The organism is Algibacter sp. AS12 (assembly GCF_046736315.1).
In the GTDB taxonomy this organism is placed as follows: domain Bacteria; phylum Bacteroidota; class Bacteroidia; order Flavobacteriales; family Flavobacteriaceae; genus Algibacter_B; species Algibacter_B amylolyticus.
The window spans coordinates 3,448,583-3,473,401 of record NZ_CP151841.1 but is presented as its reverse complement, the minus strand read 5'-3'; the positions used below and the strand labels follow the sequence as shown (position 1 = coordinate 3,473,401).

At 32.8% G+C, this 24,819-nt stretch carries 18 protein-coding genes and 1 tRNA gene; 2 read left to right on the top strand and 17 right to left on the bottom strand.

The window, feature by feature from the left end; genetic code table 11:
• Positions 1-70: 70 nt before the first annotated feature.
• The 8 genes from AAFN75_RS14185 to AAFN75_RS14150 all read right to left on the bottom strand — a co-directional run bounded on the left by AAFN75_RS14185 (position 71) and on the right by AAFN75_RS14150 (position 7,328).
• Positions 71-589, bottom strand: coding sequence for a hypothetical protein (locus AAFN75_RS14185; RefSeq protein ID WP_411806950.1), 519 nt, complete (start codon positions 587-589; stop codon positions 71-73).
• Between the two features lie 69 nt (positions 590-658).
• Entirely contained in the window at positions 659-1,120 is a 462-nt protein-coding gene (locus AAFN75_RS14180; protein WP_411806949.1) for a T9SS type A sorting domain-containing protein, read from the bottom strand.
• Positions 1,121-1,150: 30 nt separating this feature from the next.
• Complete coding sequence (locus tag AAFN75_RS14175; RefSeq protein ID WP_411806948.1) at positions 1,151-1,969, bottom strand: hypothetical protein; 819 nt, start codon at positions 1,967-1,969, stop codon at positions 1,151-1,153.
• Positions 1,970-1,986: 17 nt separating this feature from the next.
• Positions 1,987-2,592 carry a hypothetical protein gene (locus AAFN75_RS14170; protein ID WP_144117328.1) on the bottom strand — a complete coding sequence of 202 codons (606 nt, stop codon included), beginning with the start codon at positions 2,590-2,592 and terminating at the stop codon, positions 1,987-1,989.
• Positions 2,593-2,683: 91 nt separating this feature from the next.
• On the bottom strand, positions 2,684-3,580 hold the full coding sequence (locus AAFN75_RS14165) for a hypothetical protein (RefSeq protein WP_144117326.1): 897 nt from the start codon (positions 3,578-3,580) through the stop codon (positions 2,684-2,686).
• A gap of 16 nt (positions 3,581-3,596) precedes the next feature.
• Positions 3,597-4,838, bottom strand: a complete 1,242-nt coding sequence (locus AAFN75_RS14160; protein ID WP_411806947.1) for a T9SS type A sorting domain-containing protein — start codon at positions 4,836-4,838, stop codon at positions 3,597-3,599.
• A 531-nt stretch (positions 4,839-5,369) separates the two neighbouring features.
• A complete protein-coding gene (locus AAFN75_RS14155; RefSeq protein ID WP_411806946.1) occupies positions 5,370-6,563 on the bottom strand; it encodes a DegT/DnrJ/EryC1/StrS family aminotransferase in 1,194 nt (397 codons plus the stop codon).
• A 135-nt stretch (positions 6,564-6,698) separates the two neighbouring features.
• A complete protein-coding gene (locus tag AAFN75_RS14150; protein WP_411806945.1) occupies positions 6,699-7,328 on the bottom strand; it encodes an NAD(P)H-dependent oxidoreductase in 630 nt (209 codons plus the stop codon).
• A gap of 188 nt (positions 7,329-7,516) precedes the next feature.
• Here AAFN75_RS14150 and AAFN75_RS14145 point away from each other — a divergent pair.
• Together AAFN75_RS14145 and AAFN75_RS14140 are read left to right on the top strand one after the other, a co-directional pair.
• Positions 7,517-7,601 (top strand) — tRNA-Ser (locus tag AAFN75_RS14145).
• Positions 7,602-7,838: 237 nt separating this feature from the next.
• On the top strand, positions 7,839-9,086 hold the full coding sequence (locus AAFN75_RS14140; RefSeq protein WP_411806944.1) for a site-specific integrase: 1,248 nt from the start codon (positions 7,839-7,841) through the stop codon (positions 9,084-9,086).
• Positions 9,087-9,108: 22 nt separating this feature from the next.
• Here AAFN75_RS14140 and AAFN75_RS14135 read toward each other — a convergent pair whose 3' ends face one another.
• From AAFN75_RS14135 to AAFN75_RS14095, 9 genes are all read right to left on the bottom strand, one after another.
• Positions 9,109-9,894: an HlyD family secretion protein gene (locus AAFN75_RS14135; protein WP_411806943.1), complete on the bottom strand. Its 786-nt coding sequence runs from the start codon at positions 9,892-9,894 to the stop codon at positions 9,109-9,111.
• Between the two features lie 103 nt (positions 9,895-9,997).
• On the bottom strand, positions 9,998-11,563 hold the full coding sequence (locus tag AAFN75_RS14130) for a sulfatase family protein (protein ID WP_411806942.1): 1,566 nt from the start codon (positions 11,561-11,563) through the stop codon (positions 9,998-10,000).
• A gap of 94 nt (positions 11,564-11,657) precedes the next feature.
• Positions 11,658-13,331 carry a SwmB domain-containing protein gene (locus AAFN75_RS14125; RefSeq protein ID WP_411806941.1) on the bottom strand — a complete coding sequence of 558 codons (1,674 nt, stop codon included), beginning with the start codon at positions 13,329-13,331 and terminating at the stop codon, positions 11,658-11,660.
• Positions 13,332-13,346: 15 nt separating this feature from the next.
• Positions 13,347-15,098 (bottom strand): RagB/SusD family nutrient uptake outer membrane protein, encoded by a 1,752-nt coding sequence (locus AAFN75_RS14120; protein WP_411806940.1) that lies wholly within the window; start codon positions 15,096-15,098, stop codon positions 13,347-13,349.
• Positions 15,099-15,109: 11 nt separating this feature from the next.
• Entirely contained in the window at positions 15,110-18,232 is a 3,123-nt protein-coding gene (locus AAFN75_RS14115; RefSeq protein WP_411806939.1) for a SusC/RagA family TonB-linked outer membrane protein, read from the bottom strand.
• A gap of 95 nt (positions 18,233-18,327) precedes the next feature.
• Positions 18,328-20,238 carry a right-handed parallel beta-helix repeat-containing protein gene (locus AAFN75_RS14110; RefSeq protein ID WP_411806938.1) on the bottom strand — a complete coding sequence of 637 codons (1,911 nt, stop codon included), beginning with the start codon at positions 20,236-20,238 and terminating at the stop codon, positions 18,328-18,330.
• Between the two features lie 385 nt (positions 20,239-20,623).
• Positions 20,624-22,135 carry a sulfatase gene (locus tag AAFN75_RS14105; protein WP_411806937.1) on the bottom strand — a complete coding sequence of 504 codons (1,512 nt, stop codon included), beginning with the start codon at positions 22,133-22,135 and terminating at the stop codon, positions 20,624-20,626.
• 7 nt (positions 22,136-22,142) lie between these two features.
• Positions 22,143-23,531, bottom strand: a complete 1,389-nt coding sequence (locus tag AAFN75_RS14100; RefSeq protein ID WP_411806936.1) for an arylsulfatase — start codon at positions 23,529-23,531, stop codon at positions 22,143-22,145.
• 38 nt (positions 23,532-23,569) lie between these two features.
• Positions 23,570-24,817 carry a hypothetical protein gene (locus tag AAFN75_RS14095; RefSeq protein ID WP_411806935.1) on the bottom strand — a complete coding sequence of 416 codons (1,248 nt, stop codon included), beginning with the start codon at positions 24,815-24,817 and terminating at the stop codon, positions 23,570-23,572.
• Positions 24,818-24,819 lie beyond the last annotated feature (2 nt).

Below are 24,819 nucleotides of genomic sequence, written 5' to 3'. Positions count from 1 at the left end.
TTTAACTTAGACTTAAAATAAAAAGGAGCATAAAGTTAAATACTTTGTGCTCCTTTTACTTTTTTTAAACTTATTGTAAATCATAAACAAATCTAATACCTTCGTAATATTCAATAGAATCCCCGGAGTCATCTGAATACACGGGTAATTCAGAATTATAAATTAGTTGAGAACCTGAAATAGTTCCAACAATACTTTCTCCATTTATTAATAATGTTCTATTACTTTCTGTTTCTGACCATGTGAGATCTGCATTAAAACTTTCTCCTTGAATACAAGCAGCTTCAACCGTATTTCCATCTGCTCCAACATAAAGTGCTAAAGTACTTGCCGCTGAAAAAAGCCCAGTTTTATCACTTTTAAATGTCAGGGTTTGATTAAATGTACAATCCAATTCCGAAAACAAATCATTCGATTCAGTTCCGTCTTTGTTAAAATCATAAACATTTTCTGTAGTTATTGAAGTCACTTTCCACACCTCAACGGTAGTTACTTTCTCATCTTCATCATCACTGCAATTAAACGCTAGTAATGCGAGAAAAATTATAGTTAAACTTCTTAATTTGATGTTGATTGTTTTTGTTTTCATAATACTGATTATTTTAAATTTATTTAAGACTACTTTTAATTTTTATTCTATTTTACATTCAGATTTATATTATTTTATAATAACTTTTTCTGTAATCATCGCATTGTTATATTGTACATTTATCAAATAGATACCTACAGGTAAACCATCTAGCGCTACCCTATTTGTATTATTAACAGAGAGCACTTTTTTTCCTAATAAGTTATACATATTAATTTTATCTATTGGGTGCGAGGATTCTATATTAATAACATCTGATGTAGGGTTTGGGTATATTTTAAAACCCGATTCAAACTCTAAATTATTTGAAGATAAAGTGATTTGCTCCATATCACCATTAATAAAACCTTCGGAAAGAAGCATACTATTAACACGCAATTCTTGCACATTAACTTCACCAATTGTGTAAACCATTTGGATGCCATCAGCACTTGCTAATCCTCCTCCAGAATCTATACTATATTTGTCTATGGCTTGAGAATTTCCCAAATAGGAAATTAATAGACTTAATATTATAATTTTTGTTTTCATGATTTTATTTTTTTAGTCTGTTTTTAATTATTAATACGTGTATACAATTTTTACACCTTTAATTTTCTTTGCCCCAAAAGCGTCCCAATTTCTACAATATACTCGAACAAAATACCCGCCATTATTGTTATCTACAACATGATCGAGTGCTACCGTTTCTTCGATAATATCAGTCGAATTTCCAGTCGTTTCAATAATATCTGAAACTAAAGCAAAACCAGGTTCAAAACTTTCTTTAATTAATTGTATTGCTAGTTGAGCCTCCGAATTATCAATGTAATACACTGTAAAAGTATCTATATGTGCGCCATGAGGCAATTGTACTGAAGCCTGTAATACGCATACTGATGTAGACCCATTGGTATTAGTTATTTCTGCTCCACCCGGACCTATTGAATTGAAAAAAGAACACACCTCATTATTGGGATAAAACACAGCTGCTGGAACACTTAGTACATGCTGCTTTTTAGCAACATTTAAAGCATAAGGCACAGCCTTAAACTCAGTTGTTCCCATATCAACTAAACCATCTCCTTTATCAATTAAAACATTTAGAAAATGAGTGTCTATGCCCCACTCTATACTTGTAAAATCTGGACTTCCAGTATTTAATGTTCCTTCTCCAATATTGATAACTATAATGCCTTTATCATCGGTAGTTGGTTCGTGAATTTCAGAATACACATTGGTTTGCGCAGCACTTTTTAATATATTAAACTGCACCTCTATTTTTGTGTTGGCTATTAAATTACCACTTCCGTCTGTTATAATAGCCTTATAATTAATACCTTTTTGAGCAAAAGCCATGGTTGTTAAAAACATGATGAATAGCGTCATTTTTGTTTTCATAATTAAATCGTTTTAAATTATTTAGTTTGAAATAGTTTTTCTGCATCTGAGTAACCTACACCACTAAAACTAATTGGTGTAAAGGACAGTGTTCCCATGGCTTCATCTGCTAATTTATCTTCTTCAAAACGAATTTTCATGTGTGATACCTCCGCAGTTCCTGAAGCATTTAGGTTCGATAAATCTAAGGTGCCGCTAATTTTACTTTCTGGAACACGCTTGCCTCCTTTTACTTTAAGTTGATACATGGCACTCATAGTTCCGCCACCTTTTTTTGGTGTTTTAAGAATGGCTGTAGCTTCTTCTAATAAATCAGTATCGCCATCATAAAAAAGCTGCACACTTTCCTTACCTTTTTCTAATTGTTTTGTGAACGTAATAATAGCTGTGCGCTTTTGCGTTTTTTTATGCCGGCTTACAATACCCGAGGCTTTGGTATAATTCCAAGCTTCACCGTTTATGTTACAGAGAAATGTACCTTCCTGTTTTTTAATGGTTTCACGCGGCGTTTCTTTTTTAACGACCTCTGCCTCTGGCGTTTTATTTTCAACCGTTGTTTTTGTGTCATTTTTACAAGACAAAACAAGTATGGAGAGTAGTAAAATGACTTTGAATGCTTTCATGGGTTTAGATTAAAGTTTGTATACCATTAAATTTATAACTAACTTAAATTAAGATTTTCGCAGTAATATCTATATAAATTCAAGACCGAAATTATTTATATGTACCACACATACATGGATAATTAAAATTTGGACCAATCCCATTAAACACTTTTAAATACGTTTTAAAAGGATTACTCCCGTTTTCTATAAAAGTTGAATCTTCGATACGTATTTCTCCTATTGTTCCTCGACCACTATCTCCAGCGTTAATATTGAGCCCTTGAGCATTATTTTCATGAGCACTTGGAAAATAGGTATTATTTACATTGTAGGTAATTGGTGTAATTGCCCAAAATCGTACTTGATCAATACTACTTAAATTAGCTTCATCATAGTTTCCTAAAACTATGGCTTGGGTTATTTGCTCTAAAGTAAAAGCACGTACATTAGGATCTCCAGGATAGGTTGCTTCACACATTTTTTGTGCAGCCTGCCATCCGTGTTTTCCATTATATTGAAATCTTGCATTAGAGCTTATTGAACTTCTTCCTAAAATATAAGGTTCAGGAAGTGTAATAATTCTTTCTGCAATTTGAGAATGTTTAGCATAAGGCACTGCCATAAACTCGGTGGCATCAAAATTAATAGTGCCACCGCTATAAGTAATGCTTGTTTGTAAAAAATGAGGGTATTTACCCCATTCAATAGTGCTAAAGTCACCTATACTTGGAGTGGTGTCTGTACCTATGTTTAGTATTACTAGTCCGTTAGCATCGGTGGTGTAATTATGGTCTTCTTGATATACTACAGCCCCCGATGCTGTGTTTTGATGAATGCTAAATTGTACCGTCATGTAAGTATTGCTTAGCACATTGTCATCGGCATCTTTTAAAATGGCTTTATAGTTAAAGCCTTGTTGGGCACTTACTAATTGAGTAATTGCTACAAAACATAGCATGATTAATCCTTTTACAATGGTTTTGATTTTTAGCTTAATCGTAAACATAATTTTTTCTATTTTTTTAATTAATAATTACCTTTTTTGTAATTGTATTACTCCCATATTCTATTTTAGCCAAATACAAACCTGACTCTAATTGGCTTACATCAATTTTTGTTTGGTTTTTGCTTAAAAACAGTCGTTTTCCTTGAAGATTAAAAAACGTTACATAATTTACTGGCGAAGTACTATTAATAGTTATAAAATTTGAAGTTGGATTTGGATATACCGAAATAGCATACTCCATATCTTTGGGTTTATTAGTAGTAAGTGTAACATCAAAAGCTTCAGAAGCACTCCAAAAAGAATCTATACGTGTGAAACCTTGCCAGGATTCGATATCGCTTTTCCATGATTGGTATATTAATGATGTTTCATTATTATTAGCATCGAAAGTGCGTAGTATTCTGGATGCATTTTTCCATATGCTATTAGTATTATCCCATTCTTGCCTTATAAATTCTGTTTGGTTTCCTAACTCGTAAACAAAAAGATATTGTTCTTGATTTCTATAACCTTCATTTATATGAATTTGATAAACTTGACTTTCCAATTGTTGTAAAACATTGTAGTTGAAAAATGTTTGCAACGTTGCAAAATCATTAAAAGCACCGTCTTGTTGATTGAAACCGATGTCCTCTACCTTTTCAATTTCATTAAAGTCTGTATAGGTATACTTTATTTTCCCTACATTTTGCCAAACATAAACATCGGCATAATAGATTTGTTCTATCTCCTCTTGAAGGGTGTAAGAAGTAAGTCCGTAATCGTATAAAAATCTTTTTTCTGACACCAAATCATTACCACCATTTCTATTCTCAAAGGTTTTAGAGCTTAGTGTATTGCCGTTGTAAGTACTAATTTCTCTTCTAAAAACAGTCCATACTCCATCAATTTTTATGGCATACTGGAATCGAATTTCATTGCCCATACCATCGTAAACATAGGTATCTCTTGATGCATCAACCCAAGCTCCATCTCTCCAATTTTGTTGAATACTTTCTGTAATATTATTTGATGCATCATAATCCTTATTACGCTGATAATAATTAACCCAATTACTGCCACTAGCATGTAACCGCAATACATGTGTTTCTTTATTCCCCTCGTACCCAAACGCATAAAGTTCTCGGGTTTGGTGCAACCAATCCCCATTAAACCATGAGTAAATATGTGTTGAATCTTTTCTAAATTCGGTTTGCGAATTACTGTTTAGAAAACCTAACATAAATGCCAATACAAAAAATGTGTAATATTGTTTCATAGCGTTATTTTATAGCTGTTAATTTTAATTGTAAACACCTTTTCTAAATGATTAGTATTTAGAAAACTATTTGCTTTAGGAGAGATTGATTATTACCTAGTAAAGTCTAATTTTATTAAGCACTTTTAATTTAGGTAAATAGTTACGCTATTAATTATTCCAAATGTAAAACTCCGTTATATAAAGGAATATCACATATGTAACAATTGATGCAATATATGTAACAGGCTATTGATAACAAGGAACTCAAGCGGTTTTTATTTAGTTAAATAAAGAACCCAAGACCATTTTTTGGATTTTTTGAATTTGCATTTAAGGGAAATAATATGATGTATTGAAATGCTAATTAGATACAGTTATTTTTAACCTAATTAATTGGCTTGTATTTTTTATTAAGTATTCAACACACTTACAAGCATAAAAAAACCCTATTAAAAACTTTAGTGATTAAAGTTTTTAATAGGGTTTTTACAAGTTTAAATGATTAAAGTATTTATAGATAACTTTGTTCTATAACTAATTTATAAAGCACTAAATATTTTCTTTTATTGCTTTAACCATTTTAGAAGCACGCTCCTTAACCTCTGCCTCGGTCCATGATAATTTTATTAAACACGATATATTTCTGCCAATATAATGATCGGATTTTGGGAAAGTTTTTGTTTTAAGGTAACTTAAACCTTCTTTAACCTCTTTAGAGATTGGAAATAGCGATTTTAAGTCTTTTAAATGGTTCCATTCGCGAATGTAATGCCAGTTATTATCGTAATAATTCCAACATACATCGACACCTTCTGTCTTAAAAGCTTGAATAACTTTTCTGGTGGTTTCTAGATCTGGTAAGAAGAAGTTTAAGAAGGCACAACTTTCTACGCCGCCTTCTGGTACGGTTCTAAAAGTAACTTCTGGAATTTGAGATAAAGCGTCTCTTAATATATTGAAATTCTTTTTTTGCAGTTCTAAAAATTCTGGTAAGCGTTTTACTTGAGCTAACCCTACTGCTGCATGAAGCTCTGAAATACGAAAGTTATAGCCTAAAAAGGGGTGTGTTTCGGCTCCTCTATCATTTCCTACATGATCGTGACCATGATCGCTATAATGGTCGGCATTTAAGTAATAGTCTTTATTGTTGGTTATTACGGCTCCGCCTTCGCCGCAGGTTATGGTTTTTACAAAATCGAATGAGAAACAGCCTAAATCGCCTATGCTTCCTAGTGGCTTGCCATTATAGGTTCCGCCAATGGCTTGACATGCATCTTCGACTAGTAATATATTATGTTTTTCTGCAATGGTTTGCAATGCGTCCATATTTGCCATACTACCACACATTTGTACCACCATAATGGCTTTTGTATTTGGTGTTATGGCTTGCTCTACAGCTTCTGGGTTTAATCCTAGAGTATCGTCTATATCGACCAAAACGGGTATTGCTCCAAGCATCATTATAGCCTCGAAACTGGCTACGAAGGTGAAAGTTGGCATGATTACCTCGTCTCCCGCTCCTACTCCTGCTGATGCTAAGGCTACCGATACGGCTGCTGTACCCGATGATACTAATTGTACGTGTTTGGACTGAAATGTGTTTTGAAGTTCGGTTTCTAGTTCTTTTGCTTTCCAGTGGCCATTACGCATACCATCGAAACCGTAGCGCATAAGTACGCCGTTATCTAATACATCGTTTACTTGTTTTCTTTCTAAATCTCCAAATAATTCAAATCCTGGCATATTCTATTTTGTTTTATGTTGATTGGGACCTTGCCTTTGCGTTAGGGATTGTAGCGGCATCCTTTTTTTTGCTGCCATATATGGCAAAAAAAGATATAGCGTAAAGCCCGACCCTTGTGGTAACGCCCAAATTATTTATATGTTTATTACGGCTTCTTCGATTGGTTTTCTAACTTTTTTTAGAGTTGAAAACATGTCGTCTTCTGCGCGATAACCTATGGGTAAAAGTAATACGGATTTTAGTCCTTTTTGGTTTAATTTAAGGATTTCGTCGTATTTGGCTGGTATAAATCCTTCCATGGGGCAGGAATCGATGGCTTCGATAGCACAGACGGTTAGCAGGTTGCCTAAAGCAATGTATGCTTGGTTTTTGGACCACTCTTGACGTTCTTGCTGCGATTTACCTTGCATCATGCTTACTAAACCTTCGCGGTAGGGTTTTAATATGTTTTCTGGGGTGTTACGCGTGTTTTTTATGTTTTGGTAATAGGCCGAAACATCGATTTCCTCTATATTATCTTGTATGCAGATTACCAATAAATGCGACGCATCTAACACTTGTTTTTGGTTGTATGAGTGAACTACTAATGGCTCTCTAACTGTTTTATTTTCGATTACAACCAGTTTTATGGTTTGCAAACCAAATGATGTTGCGGTTAAATTAAAGGCTTCTGTTATGATATTTAATTTGGCCTTGGTTAGTTTTTTGGTGGCGTCGAATTTTTTTGTTGCATAACGCCACTTTAGCTGTTGTATGGTATCCATTAATATGTAATCTATTTTTGCAAAAATAAGGTTTGCTTTTATATTTATTATAATATTGCCATGCAAAATATGCAGATTTTGAAGCACTTAAAATTTATTATAAAAAAAGTTTAGTTTTTATTTGAATACAAGGAAAAAGGCTCTTATATTTGCACCCGCATTCAGGGAATACCTGATGAGGCACTCAAGGAGAATTGGCAGAGTGGTCGAATGCGGCAGTCTTGAAAACTGTTGAGGGTCACACCTCCGGGGGTTCGAATCCCTCATTCTCCGCTAGGAATTAACTATATTCCATCAAAACCCTATAAACATTATGTTTATGGGGTTTTTTAATTTTATTCAATAGCAAACAAAATGATTTAATATTAAATAAAAGGTGCGGGATTCGGTGCGTAAATTTTCAATAGAAATTACGCACCGAATTTCTATTAAACACTACTAAACAACACTTTACATGTAATTCGTGTTTGAATATTTTGTATCTTAAAAGAGATTACAAGCTACGCACCGATGCAAACTACATTTTCAGTCTTATTCTATCCTAGAGGAAACGATATTGATAAAAATAATAATGTTCCGATTTACTTAAGAATTACTGTAAATGGTAAACGCAGTGAATTTAGCATAAAACGAAAAGTGCTCTTGACTAAATGGAATTCAGAAGCTGGAAAGGTTAGAGGGACTACTGCTGATGTTCGTGAACTTAATAGATATATGGATGCTATTAAAGTTAAAGTTTATAAAATCCAAGAAACTCTTTCTGAAAACAAACAATTAATTTCCTCAGAAATTATCAAAAATATCTATCTAGGAAAAAATATAAAACACAAGATGCTATTGGAAATCTTTCAAGATCATAATGATAAAATTGCGAGACTTGTGGGTAAAGAATTTGCTTCTGGTACTATCGAACGCTACAAAACTGCAAAAAAACACGTTTCGGATTACATCAACTTAGAGTATAATTTAAATGATATACCTGTTAAAGAGGTTAACCATAAATTTATTAGTGGTTTTGAATACTACCTTAAGACAAAAAGAAAATGTGCTCATAATACTGCAATAAAATACGTGACGAATTTTAAGAAAATAATAAGAATAGCATTTGCAAATGATTGGATTAGTAAAGACCCTTTTTTACATTGGAAAGGAAAATTGAAAATTGTGGACAGGGAATTTTTAACTAAAGATGAATTACAGTCAATAACGGAAAAGGAATTACATACGGAAAGATTAGATTATGTAAAGGATATTTTTATATTTTGTTGCTTTACTGGTTTGGCTTATGCGGATGTAAAAAAGCTTTCTGACAACGATATTGTTATTGGAATCGACGGAGATAAATGGATTAAAATAAAAAGAGCAAAAACTGACACACGGAGCAACATACCCCTTTTACCAACGGCCATTGCTATTTTAAAAAAATATCGAAAATATCCGAATTTATTAAAAAATGACAAATTACTTCCAGTTTTAAGCAATCAAAAAATGAATGCTTATCTAAGAGAAATTGCAGACTTGTGTGGAATCTCCAAAAACTTAACTTTTCATCTTGCTCGCCATACATTTGCAACTACTGTCACTCTTACAAACGGAGTACCTATAGAATCAGTTAGTAAGATGCTAGGACATAAATCATTAAGAACCACACAACATTATGCAAAAATATTAGATAGAAAAGTAAGTGATGATATGAAAGCTCTAAGAGATAAACTAAATGTAAATAAAAGTTTAGACAGTCCGTTGTATAATAACTAAAATCCTTTTTCTTACACCTTGATTAACGGTTATAAAGCCCCTTAAACTGATATATAAATCGTTCCAAAAGTCTCAAATCTTCAGTAATTATATCAGCCTCACCTTTCATTTCTTGTTTAAATTCAATACTATTTCCAAAGGAAGTAACCAATTCTTTTTGTACAATAACATCAATACTGTAAGTACCAGCTGCATCTGAAATTGCTGATATACTTTTTATCTTACCTCGGATTACCCCGAACTCATATTCCGGATAATCATAAAGTTTAATATTAACCTTCTGCCCCACTTGGATTTTACCTGAATTGGTCTTGGGTGTTCTTAATCTCGCTATATAGTATGGGTTGTGCATTGGGGAAATGGTAAAAACCAAATCTCCAGCAGTCACGGTTTGACCGGAATGCCAATGCTTTGAAAAAGCGACTTTGCCTTTGTCATTAGATTTTAATACATAAACCTGTTCCCATGTATTAATAGCTATTTTTAGCTGATTATATGAATGAAACACGCTTTTCAATAATTGAGTTTCTTCTCTGGTTCGTTTATAATCAATGGTTTTTGATGCTTGTTCGGTCGCTCTTAAAGCCTCTTTGAGTTGTGATATCAAAACATCCATATTTTGGTGGGTTTTTAAAAAGTTCAAATACTCTAACTGTTTGCTTTCATAATTTTGTTCTGAAATAATTCCTTTTCGAAGGAGCTGTTCGTGACGTTCCAGATCCTTCTTTTTTATATCAAGTTCGAATCGACTGGTTTTCTTCTGCTCGATAAGACTATTAAGCCTTTTTGCTAATTCTGATATCGACATGGTATTGGTCATGGCATCATTAGAGAAAGGTTGTAAAAATTATAGTCAAAAAAAAAAGTCGCTATGAAAAGGATAATCAAACGACTTTTCGAACTAAATCATACTATTTAAATTGTACTTCTTTTACGCCTTTTGTATAATCTTCCCCTCTTAAGTTTTTAAAAGTGCTTAACATTTCAGCAAGCTTTTCAGGATTGGATCTAGCTAAGTTTTTTTGTTGACCAACGTCATCCTTTAGATTGTATAATTGAAAATCGGGAGAATTACCTACTTCAATACCTACTTTCTCTCTAAAGTTTTTTCCTGCATAAGCTGGAATCATTAACCAATCTCCTTCTCGTAAAGCCGTTTTACCGGTCGCCTCAATGATTAAACTTTCTCTTCCTGTTTTTGATTTTCCTAATAAAGCATCTAATAAATCATCACTATCTGTACTTTTTTCTTTTGTACCAACTAAATTTGCTAAAGAGGCTAATATGTCCATTTGACAAACTATGGCGTCAGACGTTGCAGGTTGAATCGTTCCTTTCCAATACGTAATAAATGGTACACGGGTTCCTGCTTCAAATATGCTATACTTTCCACCTCTAAGTCCGCCTTTTGGATCATGCTTTCCTATTTTTTCAACAGCATCATCATAATAGCCGTCATTAAGAACAGGGCCATTATCACTTGAAAAAACGACTAAAGTATTTTCTAATATACCTTCGGCTTCTAAAGTTTTCATAAATTCACCTATACACCAATCGGCTTCCAAAATAACATCGCCTCTTGGTCCTAAACCAGATTTACCAACAAAACGTGGGTGTGGTGTACGTGGTACATGAGGTTGTTGCATAGCATAGTATAAAAAGAATGGTTTGTCCTTATGATCTTTTACATAAGTTTGCGCTTTTTCTAAAAAATGATCAGCCATATCTACATCGCTCCATTTAGCAGATTGACCACCTTTCATAAAGCCTATTCTTGGGATACCATTAACAATACTGTTATTATGACCATGATGCCATTTCATTGTTAATAGTTCTGGATTAGTAATTGCCGTTTTCTCACCTTCAAAATTATTTTTGTAATCTACAGAAATTGGGTCACTTTTATCTAATCCTACAACATGTCCGTTTTCAATATAAACGGTTGGAACTCTATCTTGAGTTGCAGCAAGTATATAAGACTCATCAAAGCCAACTTCATTTGGTCCTGGAGAAACACGTTCATTCCAATTTACAATTCCAGTTCCTAAACCTAAATGCCATTTACCAACAATAGCAGTTTGATAGCCTTGTTTTTTAAGCATTTTAGGCAGTGTTTGCTGCTCTGTGCTTATTAACAATGGAGCCGTACCTGGTAAAATCTTTGCATCTTTATTTCTCCAAGGATACATACCTGTAAGTAATGCATATCTACTTGGTGTACAAGTTGCTGACGAAGCATAGCCATTAGTAAACTTAATACCTCCACTAGCTAATGCATCAATATTTGGCGTTTGTAATTCTGTTGCTCCATAGGCACTTAAATCTCCGTAACCTAAATCATCTAAATAGATGGCAATAATGTTGGGTTTAGATTCCTCATTATCAATTACAGCTTTAGTTTCTTCTTTTTTTTCTGATTTACAACTATTTAAAGAAAATAGCACAATCAATAAAAGAGCTTGAAAAACATTCTTCATAAAATTCATTTTTAAAATTTTTATACTTCAAAACATATAAAGGACTAATTATTTTATTGTCCTTTATATGTTTATTTGCTATTAACTTTTTCTATTAGATTCTTGGTTCAACAATTAGCAAATCAAAAGCATCTACCCAAAGCTTTTGAACTACTGCATCGTCTTGACCTGGATTAGTTATGTTTAAATCGAATCTTCCTGTGTCTAAGTCAGGAAAAGCCATTTCTGGGAGTCGCAATTCAATCCATTTATCTTTTGGTGTATTAGAAATATCAAATACCATCGAAGGTCCAACCGTAAAATTAAACTGAATATTATTCATGGTATTTGAAGGATCCAAGTAAATCCAAACACTAGGTATATAATTACCTGCAGTTACAGGGCTTAAAGTTCTATAACCAGCACCTTGTAACCTAGCTATGTCAGGAATACCAGCATCTGTAGTTTCAAATTTCATAGAGCTGTTACCAAATTTCTTTTTAGACTCATCACGCCAATAATAAAGTGGACCATTTTCATTGTTTGCGTTGTGTTGCCCAAAATATCCTTCGGTATTTGCTTTTTTATAAAGATTACCACTACCACCCCAAATGTCCTCATAACTGGTATAGCCTTCTACATTCATAGCGCCTTCAAAAAACATATTTACATTGATATCAGTAAAATCTTCAAGAGCTCTTTCGTCAACAGACAAAATTCTTTCTGCGTCAACAGCTCCTCCAGTGTATGATAACGTAACAGCATCAGAACTATAAATTGGACTTTCTAGTTTTAAATCTATCTTTGTAGCATCACTAGCATTTACGGTTACAGAAGTAACAGCAATATCTTGATCAAAACCAATATTTGTAACGTTGACTTTAAATTTACCTAGTTGATTTATAACAGAAGCGACTTCTCCACTAACAGAAAAAGAAAGCACTTCATCAGCATCAAAAGAAGGTGTTCCTACAATTACAAAAGGCTGGCTAGATTTAATAACTTCTACATTTAATGGAATTAGTTTCGTGGCTTCTCCTGCTGGGGCTGTATCAGTATTACTTCTTACAGATTTAATAGATCCAGCTTTAAAAGTTCCAAGACCAAAATAAGGCACATTAATGGTTTGATTCCCACTAGTTTCAACTTTACCTCCATTAAAAGTCCATGTTCTCTTATCTGGCTCCCCTACGGTTGTCATATCCATATATGTTAATTGCTCTCCCGCCTCAATAGTAACTGTTTTCCACGAATTTGAGTTAGCGGCTGTTGGCAAATCGGTTTCAGAAATACTTAAAACCTCTTCTATCCCCTTCATCACTATAAATGCAGGCTTAATATCATCAAAAACCTTTATTGTAAATGTTTCTGTAATTTGCCAAACACCATCTATCAATGTCGAATTTGTTACCTCATCTTTAAATGTATTTGTAAGCGTAATTTCTTTTATACCAGGTGAGTTAAAAAGTACATTTATTTGTTCTTGACTAGTATTTAGTGGCCCTGTTGCCGTTATAAATGGAGAAAGGTCTTGAGCCGCGTTTTTAAAATCCTTACTTAACAAACTCGTTCCTTCGGGAATACTCCAAGTATGACTTAAAGGATTTTGAGAAACATCAAGTAACCCTATAAAGTCATTTAAAGGAACTACATAGTCAGTACTTAAAGCATCTACACTACTTACCCATGTAAAACTAGAGAAACCTCCGTATGGCGCTTCATATTCATCATTGTCACAACCAAAGATAGCAACAAGTATGAAAGCTGTTAATATTATTATTTTTTTCATCTTTTCTTTTTTTATTTAGTTTGAAACATTTGGATTATTAATGGTCTCACTTGCTGGGTAAGGTAAATAACCATCTGAGTAAAATTGTGCAGCACCTGAAAATTCTGGTACAATCTGAAAATCTCCAGCATTTGGACCTACACCCTCTCTAACTAAACTAGCATTTCTAGTTGCAGTTCCAGTAGCATCTTCATTTAAATAATCATAATCTGTTGCATAAAATTCTTTTTGACTTAACTCAGTGTACCTTGCTTTAGCAATACCCCATCTTCGTAAATCAATGTTTCTAGTTGAAAAGCCTTCTACACATAATTCCATAGGGTATTCGAATAATTGCAAACGGGTTCTTATTTCAGCTTTTTCATCATAATCTGAGCCTTCTAGTTGCTTAAGTCCCCAACGCTTACGTATCTCATTAATATAAAACAATGCACCATCAATATCATCATTTTCATTTAAGCATTCTGCCATCATTAAATAAACACCAGATAAACGATTTAGAATAACATTTTTACCAGATTGCCAGCTATTAACACCTATATTCTGCTCGCTGTTTGTAAAATCATGATTCGTGTATTTTTTAAAATAACCAAACTTTCCTTGAGATTGAAAATTTTGCAATATCGCTGCAGATGGTGATTGGTAGTATTCTGTATCCTCATCATTTACTACGGCTAGCATAGCAGAGTTTCTTAAAGATACTTTTCTTAGTCTTGTAACACCTGAGCGGTCGGTTACTGTATTTCTTGGGTCGTTTTCATCCAACTCATCACTAGAATATGCATGAACTAACCATGCTGCCGCAGTAAAAGTTTCTAAAACACTTGAACCTCCACCATCTCTAGGAGCAGAATATCTTGCATTTCTAGTAAGAAAATCATCTTCATTAAAATTAGTTATTTCTGGTCTATGGAGGCTATAGTTTATTTCTAAAATAGATTCTGAATTAAATTCTCCTGCTTTAGTAAACATAAGGTCCATATCTTGAACCAAAGTATAGCCATAGTCTTTATTTATATTATTAATAATATCATCAAAGTATCCTTGAGCAGTTAAAAAATCATTTTGATACAGGTACGACATACCTAAAATAGTTCCGGCGGCTCCAGCATCTGCTCTAGTTTTTGGTTCCATTTGCCCAGGTAAATTATTGTAGGCATATAATAAATCCGATCTAAAAAATTCAATAACGTCTTCAGAATTTGAAGGAGCTTTAGTTATATCTGTTATTGTTACAGGGTTTACATCTCTAATAATAATATTACCACCTTTATAGACTGAATGTAAATAAAAATGTGCTAAACCTCTAAAAAAGCGAGCTTGTCCCATTTGGATAGTCCATAAAGGTTGACTTTTTAAATCATCAGACATGCCATTTAAGCCTTGAATAACTTGATTAGCTCTAAATATAACTTGGTATAAAGCATTCCATCGTAACTGTACTTCGTTGGTGTCTTCATCTATTAAATGATTTGACCAATTTACAGCAAACTCAGCAGCTTCTTGCCCATCAGGATTTCTATCGTTAAAACGGCTCCCTGGATAACCTTCATCAGATCTCCATGACTCAACACGAGCATTTACTAAAAACTCATTAAGCATAGCTCCATAAACAGAAACTAAATTGGATTCAGACTCCTCTAAATTCGACCAATAGATATCTGCAGATATTTCATTTGGATTTGTTTCTTCCAAATAATCTTCACATGACAGTATGCTTCCAAAAAGTACTGTCAAAGTCATTGTTATAATTATATATTTTTTCATGTTCTTTTTTTTTAAAAATCAATTTTAACACCTAAAGTATATATCGCTGCTAGAGGATATCTTGAATTATCTACACCCCTTCTAGCCACATTATTCCCTCCAACTTCTGGATCATAGCCAGAATATTTTGTAAAAGTCAATGCATTTTGTGCAGAAAAAGATAATCTAAATCTATCCAAACCAATCTTTTCTGAAACATCTTTAGGTAAAGAATACCCTAATGTAATTTGCTTTAACCTTAAATAATCTCCATTTTCTAACCATTGGTCTGTTAAACCTGAATAGTTAAAATGGTCTCCAGCATCTCCTCTAAAGATAGGGGTTTGAGATATTGGATTATCTGGCGTCCACATATTTACTAAATCTAGGTGGCGTTGAAAATTAAAAGCAGCCGCTTTATTACCATTTAAAACTTCGGCTCCAACTGTTCCATACCAGTTCATGGATAAATCAAAATTACCTAGACTCCAATTTAAATTTAAACCATATTCAAAATCTGGAAGTCCACTACCCTTATAAACTCTGTCATCATTGTTTATCTTGCCGTCGTTATTTGTATCTACATAAATTAAATCCCCAAAATCTGCATTTGCACGACCATCTAAAGCTTGATATGCAGCTAATTGTTGTGCAGTTTGTATTACTCCATTTGTTTCGTAAAGAAAGAAAGCACCAGCCTCATAGCCTTCTGCAATAAAACTTACAGTAGCATTAGGCCCTTCATTTACAAGTGTTACATTAGGATTTGGTGTTTGGGTAACCCCGTCTTGCATTTTGGTAATTTCATTATCATTGGTAGTAAAAGTAGCCCCCATTCTAAGTCTACTTTTTCCTATTTTCCCTCTGTAGTTAGCAGCAAGCTCTAACCCCTTATTTTGCATATCTCCAATATTCAAGAACAAGATATCATCATAGTATGCTCCTGCTGAACCTGGAAGTGTTACTGGAAATATCATATCCCTTTTATTAGTAACATAATAATCAGCAGTCAAGGATAGTTTATTCTTTAAAAATGCAATATCTATACCTATATTGTTAGAGACCGAAGTTTCCCACTTTATATCTTCATTTGAATAAGATATTATAGAAGTACCTATCGTTTCTCCACTATCAGCCGGATCAAAAATATAATCACCTTCTGAAGCTATTGTACTTGCAAATGCATAATCTGGAAATCCATCGTAACCAATTGTACCATGACTTAATCTTAATTTGAATCTGTTTACTTTAGACTTTAATGATTGCCAAAACGGTTCATCAGAAATATTCCAAGCGGCAGAAATAGAAGGAAATGTTCCCCATCTAAAGTCCTTTCCGAATCGTGAAGATGCATCTCGTCTAACTAAACCAGATAATAAATATTTCTCTTTATAATTATATTGAACTCTACCTAACAAACCAACTCTGTGTGTCGTATAATCATTGATTGCTCCTGGCGCATTTGTACCTGCACCACTATTTACATCATCTAGAGATTCATTACCAATATCTAAAACAGTAATATTGTTATTTATAACCCCTTGAATAGATGCATCAAAAGATTTACTGTTATCCTCTTCTAAAGTGACACTTCCCGTTGCAGCTATAGAGTGGTCTCCTAGTTGCTTTTTAAAATTCAAAATAGCATCCCAGTTAAATTTAGTTTCTCTAGATGAAAGTTCTGTAACTCCACTCCTAGTTTCATCAATAATTGGTTCTTCGTTTTCTATATCGTAAAGAATAAAATTTGGTCTAAAAATACTTCGCGTCTCATTTGTAACATTGGCACCAACTCTAGTCACAAAATTAAATGATTCTGAAAGTTTTCTTGTAATACTTAAACTTGCATTAATACGATCTCTATTAGCATCATCTAATCTTCTAAGTAAACTATTTAAAGCAATAGACGGTGTTCTTACTCCTCCTACTTCACTACTCTCGCTAATTTCATTACTAGGGTCTATAACAGGAAAAAAAGGACTATAACGACCTGCTTGAACAATTAATCCTGTACTAGATCGTCTTCTATTCTCTACAGTAAAGGCTAAACTTCCATCTATTTTCCAATTATCGGTATTATATGTTGTTGAAGCTCTCCCATTGTAACGTTTAAAATTAGAATTGATTATAGAACCATCTTGATCAAATAAACTAGTCACAATATTATAGGTTAATTTATCTGTACCACCAGATACACTTAAATTATACGTTTTTACTTCTGCATTTCTATTTAATACATAATCATCAAAAGTATTATCATTGTTAATCCATTCAGGGAAACGCTCAATGAGTGATGGAAAACTAATTTGGGTATTATTATTACGTGTTATTTCGTAAAACAACTGATCTGGAGTATTCATTAATGGTGTTGCCTCACTACCTAAAGATTGAATACCATAAGTATAGTTAAAATCAATACTCATTTGTCCAGATTTACCTTGTTTTGTAGTTATTAAAATAACACCAGCGGCACCTCTTGCTCCATAAACTGCGGTAGAAGCGGCATCTTTTAGTATATCTATGGTTTCAATTTCGCTAGGCGCAAGCCCTGGGTCTCCTATTTGAGGAATACCATTAACAACAAATAATGGTGTATTTGTTCCACTTAATGAAGTTACCCCTCTAATTTGTATATTAGAAGCTTCACCAGGTTCTCCTGAAGCAGCAGTTACATTAACACCTGCTACTTGTCCTTGAAGTGCGCTTGCAACATCGGATGTTACAAATTGTTCAATAGCCTCTGCTTTTACTTGACTTACAGCACCTGTTAGTTCTTTCTTCTTAACAGCACCATAGCCTATTACGACTACTTCTTCCAAATCTTCTAAATCGGAATCCATAGTCACATTCATTTTAGCACCAGTAACAATAACGTTTTTAGTAGTCATACCTAAGTAACTAAATACTAAAACATCTTTTAAGTTGGCTTGGATGTTATATAGACCATCAAAATCGGTAACAGCCCCTATTGCTGTCCCACTTATAACAATAGCAACACCTGGTATAGGCATATTATCATCAGAACTTGTTACAATACCAGAGACAGTGATTTGTTGCGCTTGTACTGTAGTTAAACAGCCTAACGCAAAAATTAAAGTATAAAGCAAAACCTTACTCCAACTTTTCTTGGTTTTTAATTTCTTGTTTAATTTCATATAATTTAGTTTAGTTAATTGAACTTAGATTAGAGTCAAATTGATTCTTATTTTTAATTTAATTGGTTTTTAGTTATAATTATGTTGATTTATGATTATTCAAATTTTAAGTTAGGCGAAGCATTATCTGTTTTTAATATATTGTCAGGAGCTACATTACCCGTATAGTTATTTTCTTTAAAAATTATATTTTTTGACGATTTAATTTTAATAGCTGGATTATCAGGATGTAATTTTGGAAATGTACCAGAATTGGTAATGGTGTTACCAGTAAATTTTAAACCATCAGTATTAGAAATTTCAAGGATGAGATTATCAAATTGATTAAATGTATTATTTGAAATTTCTATGTTTTTAAAAGCAATATTTTCATTATCATCATCTGTAACAAATCGAATAACACCCCTGTTATGCCCACCGTATTGACAATCATTAAAAACATTATTTCGAATAATTACGTTTGCTGCATTACCAGACTCATACCAATAACCACTTTCTACAGGCACTAAAATGGCTTCCATTTCTGTACTGAACACATTGTTTTCTATAACTGTATTTGCTGGATTAGAAATCAATAAACCTCTAGCTCTATTATTACTAATAATACAATTTTGCACCAAAAGCTCTGGATAGCCATCTAAGTTTTCAATTAAATCACCTGGTTTTAAGTCTTTAGGCAATTTATTATTAAATGTTATTTTTTGATATCTACTATTTAAGTATTCCTTATTCTTTATAGTATTTTTTGCATAAGGGAAGAAAGATTCGCTAAGTCTCACAAAACCTATATTATCTTTTTCACCACCAATAACAAATCCTAATTGTTGGTGATGCATCATTCTAACACCAATAGTATAGTCATCTATAACATCTATAATTTTCTGATACGTACCATGAATATTCGAAGCATCATCTAATTGATTGTTGAATGTACAGTTTTTCAATACTACTTTCCCTCGACACCCAACAAAATGTGTAGCATCAGCAGCAGTAGAAACCATACGCCCTTTTGATGGTGTGATATTAAAATTATCTAAAATTAAATCTGAAGAGTTTTCAGCAATAATTCCCATACCTCCAGCATGGTGTACATTTACATTGGTAGCTTTAAACCCATTAGTATGCGTTACTCTAAACGCTGGAGATACTCTATTGAAACCTTGTTCGCCCTTCATGGTTAAAATCATACCAATTGGTGGCATACTTTTTTTATGCCCATGCACACGTACTAATCCAGGTTTTAATTGCTCAACCTTTATTCTAGATTCTACACCAATATCCATAAATTCTGGTGCTCGATCATCATGGTCATACTTATAATTAATTTTTCCTAAATTATGTTTTTTAGTAGTACGCGATTTTGTAGTTATACCTGTATATTCTTGAGTATTATAAGTTACAGCCTTTCTTTCAGGATCAAATAAAATAGATTGCCCAAGAGTATGCTCGTAATATTCTTTTATAAAATAGATTTCGCCATTACGTATTTCATACGGATACTCATCTGATATTTGCATATCAAACGTTTTATTTTTTTCATCATTAGCTACGATTAATCCTTCACTATGAAAGGGCTCATGCCAATCAATTGATAAATCCTTTACCGTTATGTTACTACTTTCATTTACTAAAAACGGAATGATAACACCATGAAAAATAAACGAAGAACCTTGACCATCAATAATTAAGTTTTTTAAACCTTGAATTGGAAAAGGCGTTTTTACCATTAAATCACCATGATTGGATATGTAGCAAAATTTTTCAAATCCTTTATCAGGATAAAAATGATACGTCCCTTTTTCAAATTTGATTTCTGAAATGGGTTTATCTTTAGATTGAAGTATTCTGGACACTACAGCTAACGTAGCATCTTCTTTTATATCTAAAGTGAACAATACCGATTCCCCTTCTGCATTCCTAACTTGAGAATCACAACTCAAAGTTGAAAGTAAAAGAACAAAAGCAATAGCTTTTATAAATGGTCTTGAAATAATATTGAACTTCATTAATGGTTTAGTTTAGTGTAAATATTGAAACTTTGTCACCTAATAGTGTAGGTACTAGTAAATAAATTGTATTTAATAGTAAATTAACATTCAAAAATCTGAGATAAACAAAGCCATACCTTAAGTTAAGAGCGGAGTTCTATCAAAAAATCATCATTTAATATTAAGAGGAAAAATTTATTCTTTTAAATTTTCAGAATTTACTTTTAGGCTCAATTTACCTTTATAATTTTGGCTTTTAGTATGACCAAATACTTCAGATAATTACTTATTTATTTAGATTTTTCTTCACTAAAATCAATTACAAATTGTTGTATATCAAATTAAAAATAAAAAGGTTAATATTTCGAATTGAATCATTTTTCATAATTTGAAATATCATATATTATTTTTGATTCTTCTTATGAGCTTTATAAGCTTGTCCCATTGTTTTAAAACCAATTTCTACACCGCTCTTCATATCTTGATACAACTTTGGTTCTTCAGACTTAACATAATTTAATACATCAACTGCACCCGGATGAACAGGATTATAAACTGTACTTACTGGTCGATATGCTTCATCATAAGTACGGGTTTTTTCTCGTAAATCCTTTAAAATTGATGCGTATTTTGGATTGCTTGCTAGATTAACTAATTCTTGTGGATCACTTTTTAAATTGTATAATTCTTCTGCTGGTTTAGAATCTTCAAAAAAGAATTTTTGAACATCGTTTAACTTTCCTTCATTTTTCAATCTTCGCATCACATGAACTGCAGGACGATAAAACTCTAAATAGGCTTGATGCGCATCAAATGGAATTTCTGGTTTATCGTTTCTAATGTATTTCCATTCTTCAGAGGTTATTGCTCTTGATTTTTCCTCTATTTCATCCCATAAATCGCGAGCAGCATATACATAATCACGTTTAAAATCATCAGCAAACATGGCTTTTCCTGTCATGTAATCCGGAATATCAATCCCTGCAAAATCTAATATAGAGGCTGTGATATCTGTAGCACTTACCACATCTTTTCTTACCTCACCTCCTTTAAAAGACTTTGGATAATGAATGATGTAAGGAATTTTTAACCCTGGATCGTGCAGATATCCTTTTCCGCGAAGGTTACAACGACCGTTATCTCCTATAAATATAACAATTGTATTATCTGCCATTCCTTTGGCTTCCAATTCTTTAAAAATCATACCGACTTCGTTATCCATATATTCAACTTGGTCTAAATATTTAGCCCAATCTAAACGAATGGTAGGATCGTCTGCATAATACTCTGGTAAAACCACATCATCAGGACTTACAGGATGTTCAGATAGCTCTCTAACTTCATTCCACCAATCACCACGGTGAGTCACCGCCAATTGAATTTGTGCAAAAAATGGTTCATCTACTTTTTCAAAATTATCGTATTTATCAAACAACCCAAATTTTGTTTCACCATCCCATTCACCAATAGCGTCGTGTTTAAAATTCACGTCTATTTTACGCCCTTTTTTCATTACTGCATGATTTCCTAAAATGGTTGTATAACCTACTTCTCTCAATTTTTGAGTTACTGGAGTAAACTGTTTATCCAAAGGAATATCTCTATTACTACGATGGTTATGTGTGTTTGTTTTTACCTGGTGCGTACCAATCATCATAGCTGACCGACTTGGAGAACAAATAGAATTAGTTACAAACGCATTATCAAAACGAATGCCTTCATTTGCCATTTTATCAAGGCATGGCGTTTTTACAGCTGCCATACCATAACAAGCTAAATCTACACTCATGTCTTCTGCCATTATCCAAATAATGTTTGGTTTTATAGCTTCAGGTTCTTTTTTTTTTGACTTACAACTGGATAAGCTTAAGTAAACAGTTATTAAAGCAAAAAAAACTATTGCAATTTTCTTCATAATATTTTTATTTAAAGATGCCTCCTGAATTTGGATAATGTTCAATCTTCACGCTTTCTTTTTTCAAAATGGCGTTCATTTTTTCTAATATTTCTGGGTATTTTGATGATATATCGTTGGTTTCGTTAATATCATTATCTAAATCGTACAATTCCGTTTTATAAGAATCTCCGTAACGTACGGCTTTCCATTTTCCTTTTCTTGTGGCTTGTCTAAAACCTTTTTCATTTCTGCCTTCTTGAATTTCCCAATATAAATGATTGTGCTTGGCTTGTTTTTTATTCAACAATTCTGGCAAGAAAGAAATACCATCTGTTTGCTTAGGTGCTTCAACACCTGCTATTTCAGCAAATGTTGGCATTACGTCATAAAACGTTGAAGGATGATCTGTAGTAGTTCCGGCGTTTATTTTACCTTTCCAGTAAGCAAACATAGGTTCTCGAATTCCACCTTCATATAAATCTCTTTTATGTCCTTTTAAACCTCCTGAACTTTCAAAAAATAATGGATCATGATTTTCTTTTTGAGGGCCATTATCACTTGAAAAAAGAATAATAGTATTTTCTAATTCGCCTTTAGTTTTTAATAAATTAAATAGCCTTCTTACTTGTCCATCGAACATAGTAATTCGAGCCGCATGATTTCTTTCTTCCTCTGGCCAACCCTTTTCTGCATATAAGGTGTTGTGTTTTATAAAATATTCATGAGCATGTGGTATTCTATAAGACATGTACATGAAGAATGGCTTATCATCTTCTTTTTTGTTTTCTAAATAATCTAATGCGAAATTGGTTCTAAATTCATCTAAACAAGAATACTTCGTATAATCATACAAAATAGAGTCTTGATTATTATTAACCCAATGTACTCTTTCATCTATTTCATTACCTTTTGCCGATATACCCCATTGTTCTTGTACTGCATAATCAAAACCACGCCCTTTTGCCCATGTACTCATATCTTCTGGAACACCTAAGTGCCATTTGCCAATCATAGCTGATTGATAGCCTGCTCCTTTCAACATTTCGGCAAGTGTAACTTCTGTTTTACGTAGAGGCACACGCCCCCATTTTTTTTCAAACTTTCCTTTATTACCTCTAATACTTACGTGCCCCGTGTGTATTCCTGTCATTAAAACGGCACGAGATGGAGAGCAAACTGAGGTGCCAGCATAAAAATCTGTAAATCGCATGCCTTGAGACGCTAAAGAATCTAGAAATGGTGTTTTAATTTCTTTTTGTCCGTACGAACCTAATTCACCATATCCCATATCGTCAGCAAGCAACAGTACTATATTTGGTTTTTTAATTGGTATATTTTGTTGTTGTTCTGTCTCTTTGTTTTTACATGACACAAAAAGAAAACTTAAACACAAACTATAGATAACTGTTTTCATATTTAATACTTTTAATACTTAAAATTAATACAAATTATTTACGGACAATCTGAATCTTTAATAGCGTCTTCATTTGTAACAACTACCTGATTATCTTGAAATCCTTCAGCAAGTACAACTTCTTTTTTTGAAAAATTAATTTTATAATTTGAATTATAAACAACCGCTGCAATTGAAGGCCCATTGTAACTATCTCCATGTGGGAATGGCGTAATAGGCTTTTCTGAAATCAGTTCTCTTAAATTACAAGGCATAAATTTGTAATGCTTTGGTTTTATTTGTGCTTCACTAGAAGCAAAAGTTGCTTTTACATTGCTAACAACAGATTCTGGACTAAAGTAACCAGGTTTTAAGCCTAATACTTTTTCATCTTTATTAGCAAACCCAGTTTCTATTCTTACTGCAAATCCACAACCAATTCCACTTATATCTCTAATATCTACAAGCCCATTATGGATATAGTGAGGCGATAACATGAGTGCAGAGTTTCCTTTCTCGCAACGTATACCTCTTCCAATAATATGCTCCATATTGTCTTTACCGCCAAAAGCCCTTAATATTTTTAAGTGACCTTCTAGCCGTAAAGTTGTACCGCCAATACCGCTAAGATTTTTGAACAACATATTTTTACCCGTTCTAACTTGTACTAAACCATAACCATAATCTGCGATTCCTAATCCATCAATATTTTTTATTAATGCGTTTTTAGAACTGTATAATTTATCGCCATTTTTTATTTCCAATGGAAGAAATTCTAAAGATGCAAAAAGTGTATAATTATCAATTATTTTAAAGTTTGATAATTTAAAATTATGAACATTTCTAATTGAGAAACAGCGAACTTTTTTATGTTCAGTATGTGATAAATCAATAGTAAATTGACCATTTACACCTACAACACTAGCATTTTCAATAGGTTCTTTGGTATCACTTGATAATAAAAAGATAAAATAGTTTTTATTATTAGACCTTTTAAAAGGCCTTATGACTGCATCTGAATCTATTTCTATATGAACGTTTGATTTCAAAACAATATCAGTAAATGAATAATTTCCTTTCGGTATTATTAATTTTCCTCCTCCTTTTTCTGAAATACAATCAATTGCTTTTTGTAGTTCTTTACTATCATCTGTTTCAAAAAGAGCATCAACTTTAAAATCTGTTTTTAAGTTTTTAGTCACTTTAAAACTTATAGGTTCTGTATAAAAATTAGACTCTTTATCAATTTGACCAAAGCCTAGAAAAGGAATAAATACTAATAAAAATACTATCTGTTTAATTTTCATAT

Bases quoted from the DNA above. Each gene is read 5' to 3' on its own strand.
- AAFN75_RS14185 (WP_411806950.1), bottom strand. From the start codon at position 589: ATGAAAACAAAAACAATCAACATCAAATTAAGAAGTTTAACTATAATT.
- AAFN75_RS14180 (WP_411806949.1), bottom strand. From the start codon at position 1,120: ATGAAAACAAAAATTATAATATTAAGTCTATTAATTTCCTATTTGGGA.
- AAFN75_RS14175 (WP_411806948.1), bottom strand. From the start codon at position 1,969: ATGAAAACAAAAATGACGCTATTCATCATGTTTTTAACAACCATGGCT.
- AAFN75_RS14170 (WP_144117328.1), bottom strand. From the start codon at position 2,592: ATGAAAGCATTCAAAGTCATTTTACTACTCTCCATACTTGTTTTGTCT.
- AAFN75_RS14165 (WP_144117326.1), bottom strand. From the start codon at position 3,580: ATGTTTACGATTAAGCTAAAAATCAAAACCATTGTAAAAGGATTAATC.
- AAFN75_RS14160 (WP_411806947.1), bottom strand. From the start codon at position 4,838: ATGAAACAATATTACACATTTTTTGTATTGGCATTTATGTTAGGTTTT.
- AAFN75_RS14155 (WP_411806946.1), bottom strand. From the start codon at position 6,563: ATGCCAGGATTTGAATTATTTGGAGATTTAGAAAGAAAACAAGTAAAC.
- AAFN75_RS14150 (WP_411806945.1), bottom strand. From the start codon at position 7,328: ATGGATACCATACAACAGCTAAAGTGGCGTTATGCAACAAAAAAATTC.
- AAFN75_RS14140 (WP_411806944.1), top strand. From the start codon at position 7,839: ATGCAAACTACATTTTCAGTCTTATTCTATCCTAGAGGAAACGATATT.
- AAFN75_RS14135 (WP_411806943.1), bottom strand. From the start codon at position 9,894: ATGTCGATATCAGAATTAGCAAAAAGGCTTAATAGTCTTATCGAGCAG.
- AAFN75_RS14130 (WP_411806942.1), bottom strand. From the start codon at position 11,563: ATGAAGAATGTTTTTCAAGCTCTTTTATTGATTGTGCTATTTTCTTTA.
- AAFN75_RS14125 (WP_411806941.1), bottom strand. From the start codon at position 13,331: ATGAAAAAAATAATAATATTAACAGCTTTCATACTTGTTGCTATCTTT.
- AAFN75_RS14120 (WP_411806940.1), bottom strand. From the start codon at position 15,098: ATGAAAAAATATATAATTATAACAATGACTTTGACAGTACTTTTTGGA.
- AAFN75_RS14115 (WP_411806939.1), bottom strand. From the start codon at position 18,232: ATGAAATTAAACAAGAAATTAAAAACCAAGAAAAGTTGGAGTAAGGTT.
- AAFN75_RS14110 (WP_411806938.1), bottom strand. From the start codon at position 20,238: ATGAAGTTCAATATTATTTCAAGACCATTTATAAAAGCTATTGCTTTT.
- AAFN75_RS14105 (WP_411806937.1), bottom strand. From the start codon at position 22,135: ATGAAGAAAATTGCAATAGTTTTTTTTGCTTTAATAACTGTTTACTTA.
- AAFN75_RS14100 (WP_411806936.1), bottom strand. From the start codon at position 23,531: ATGAAAACAGTTATCTATAGTTTGTGTTTAAGTTTTCTTTTTGTGTCA.
- AAFN75_RS14095 (WP_411806935.1), bottom strand. From the start codon at position 24,817: ATGAAAATTAAACAGATAGTATTTTTATTAGTATTTATTCCTTTTCTA.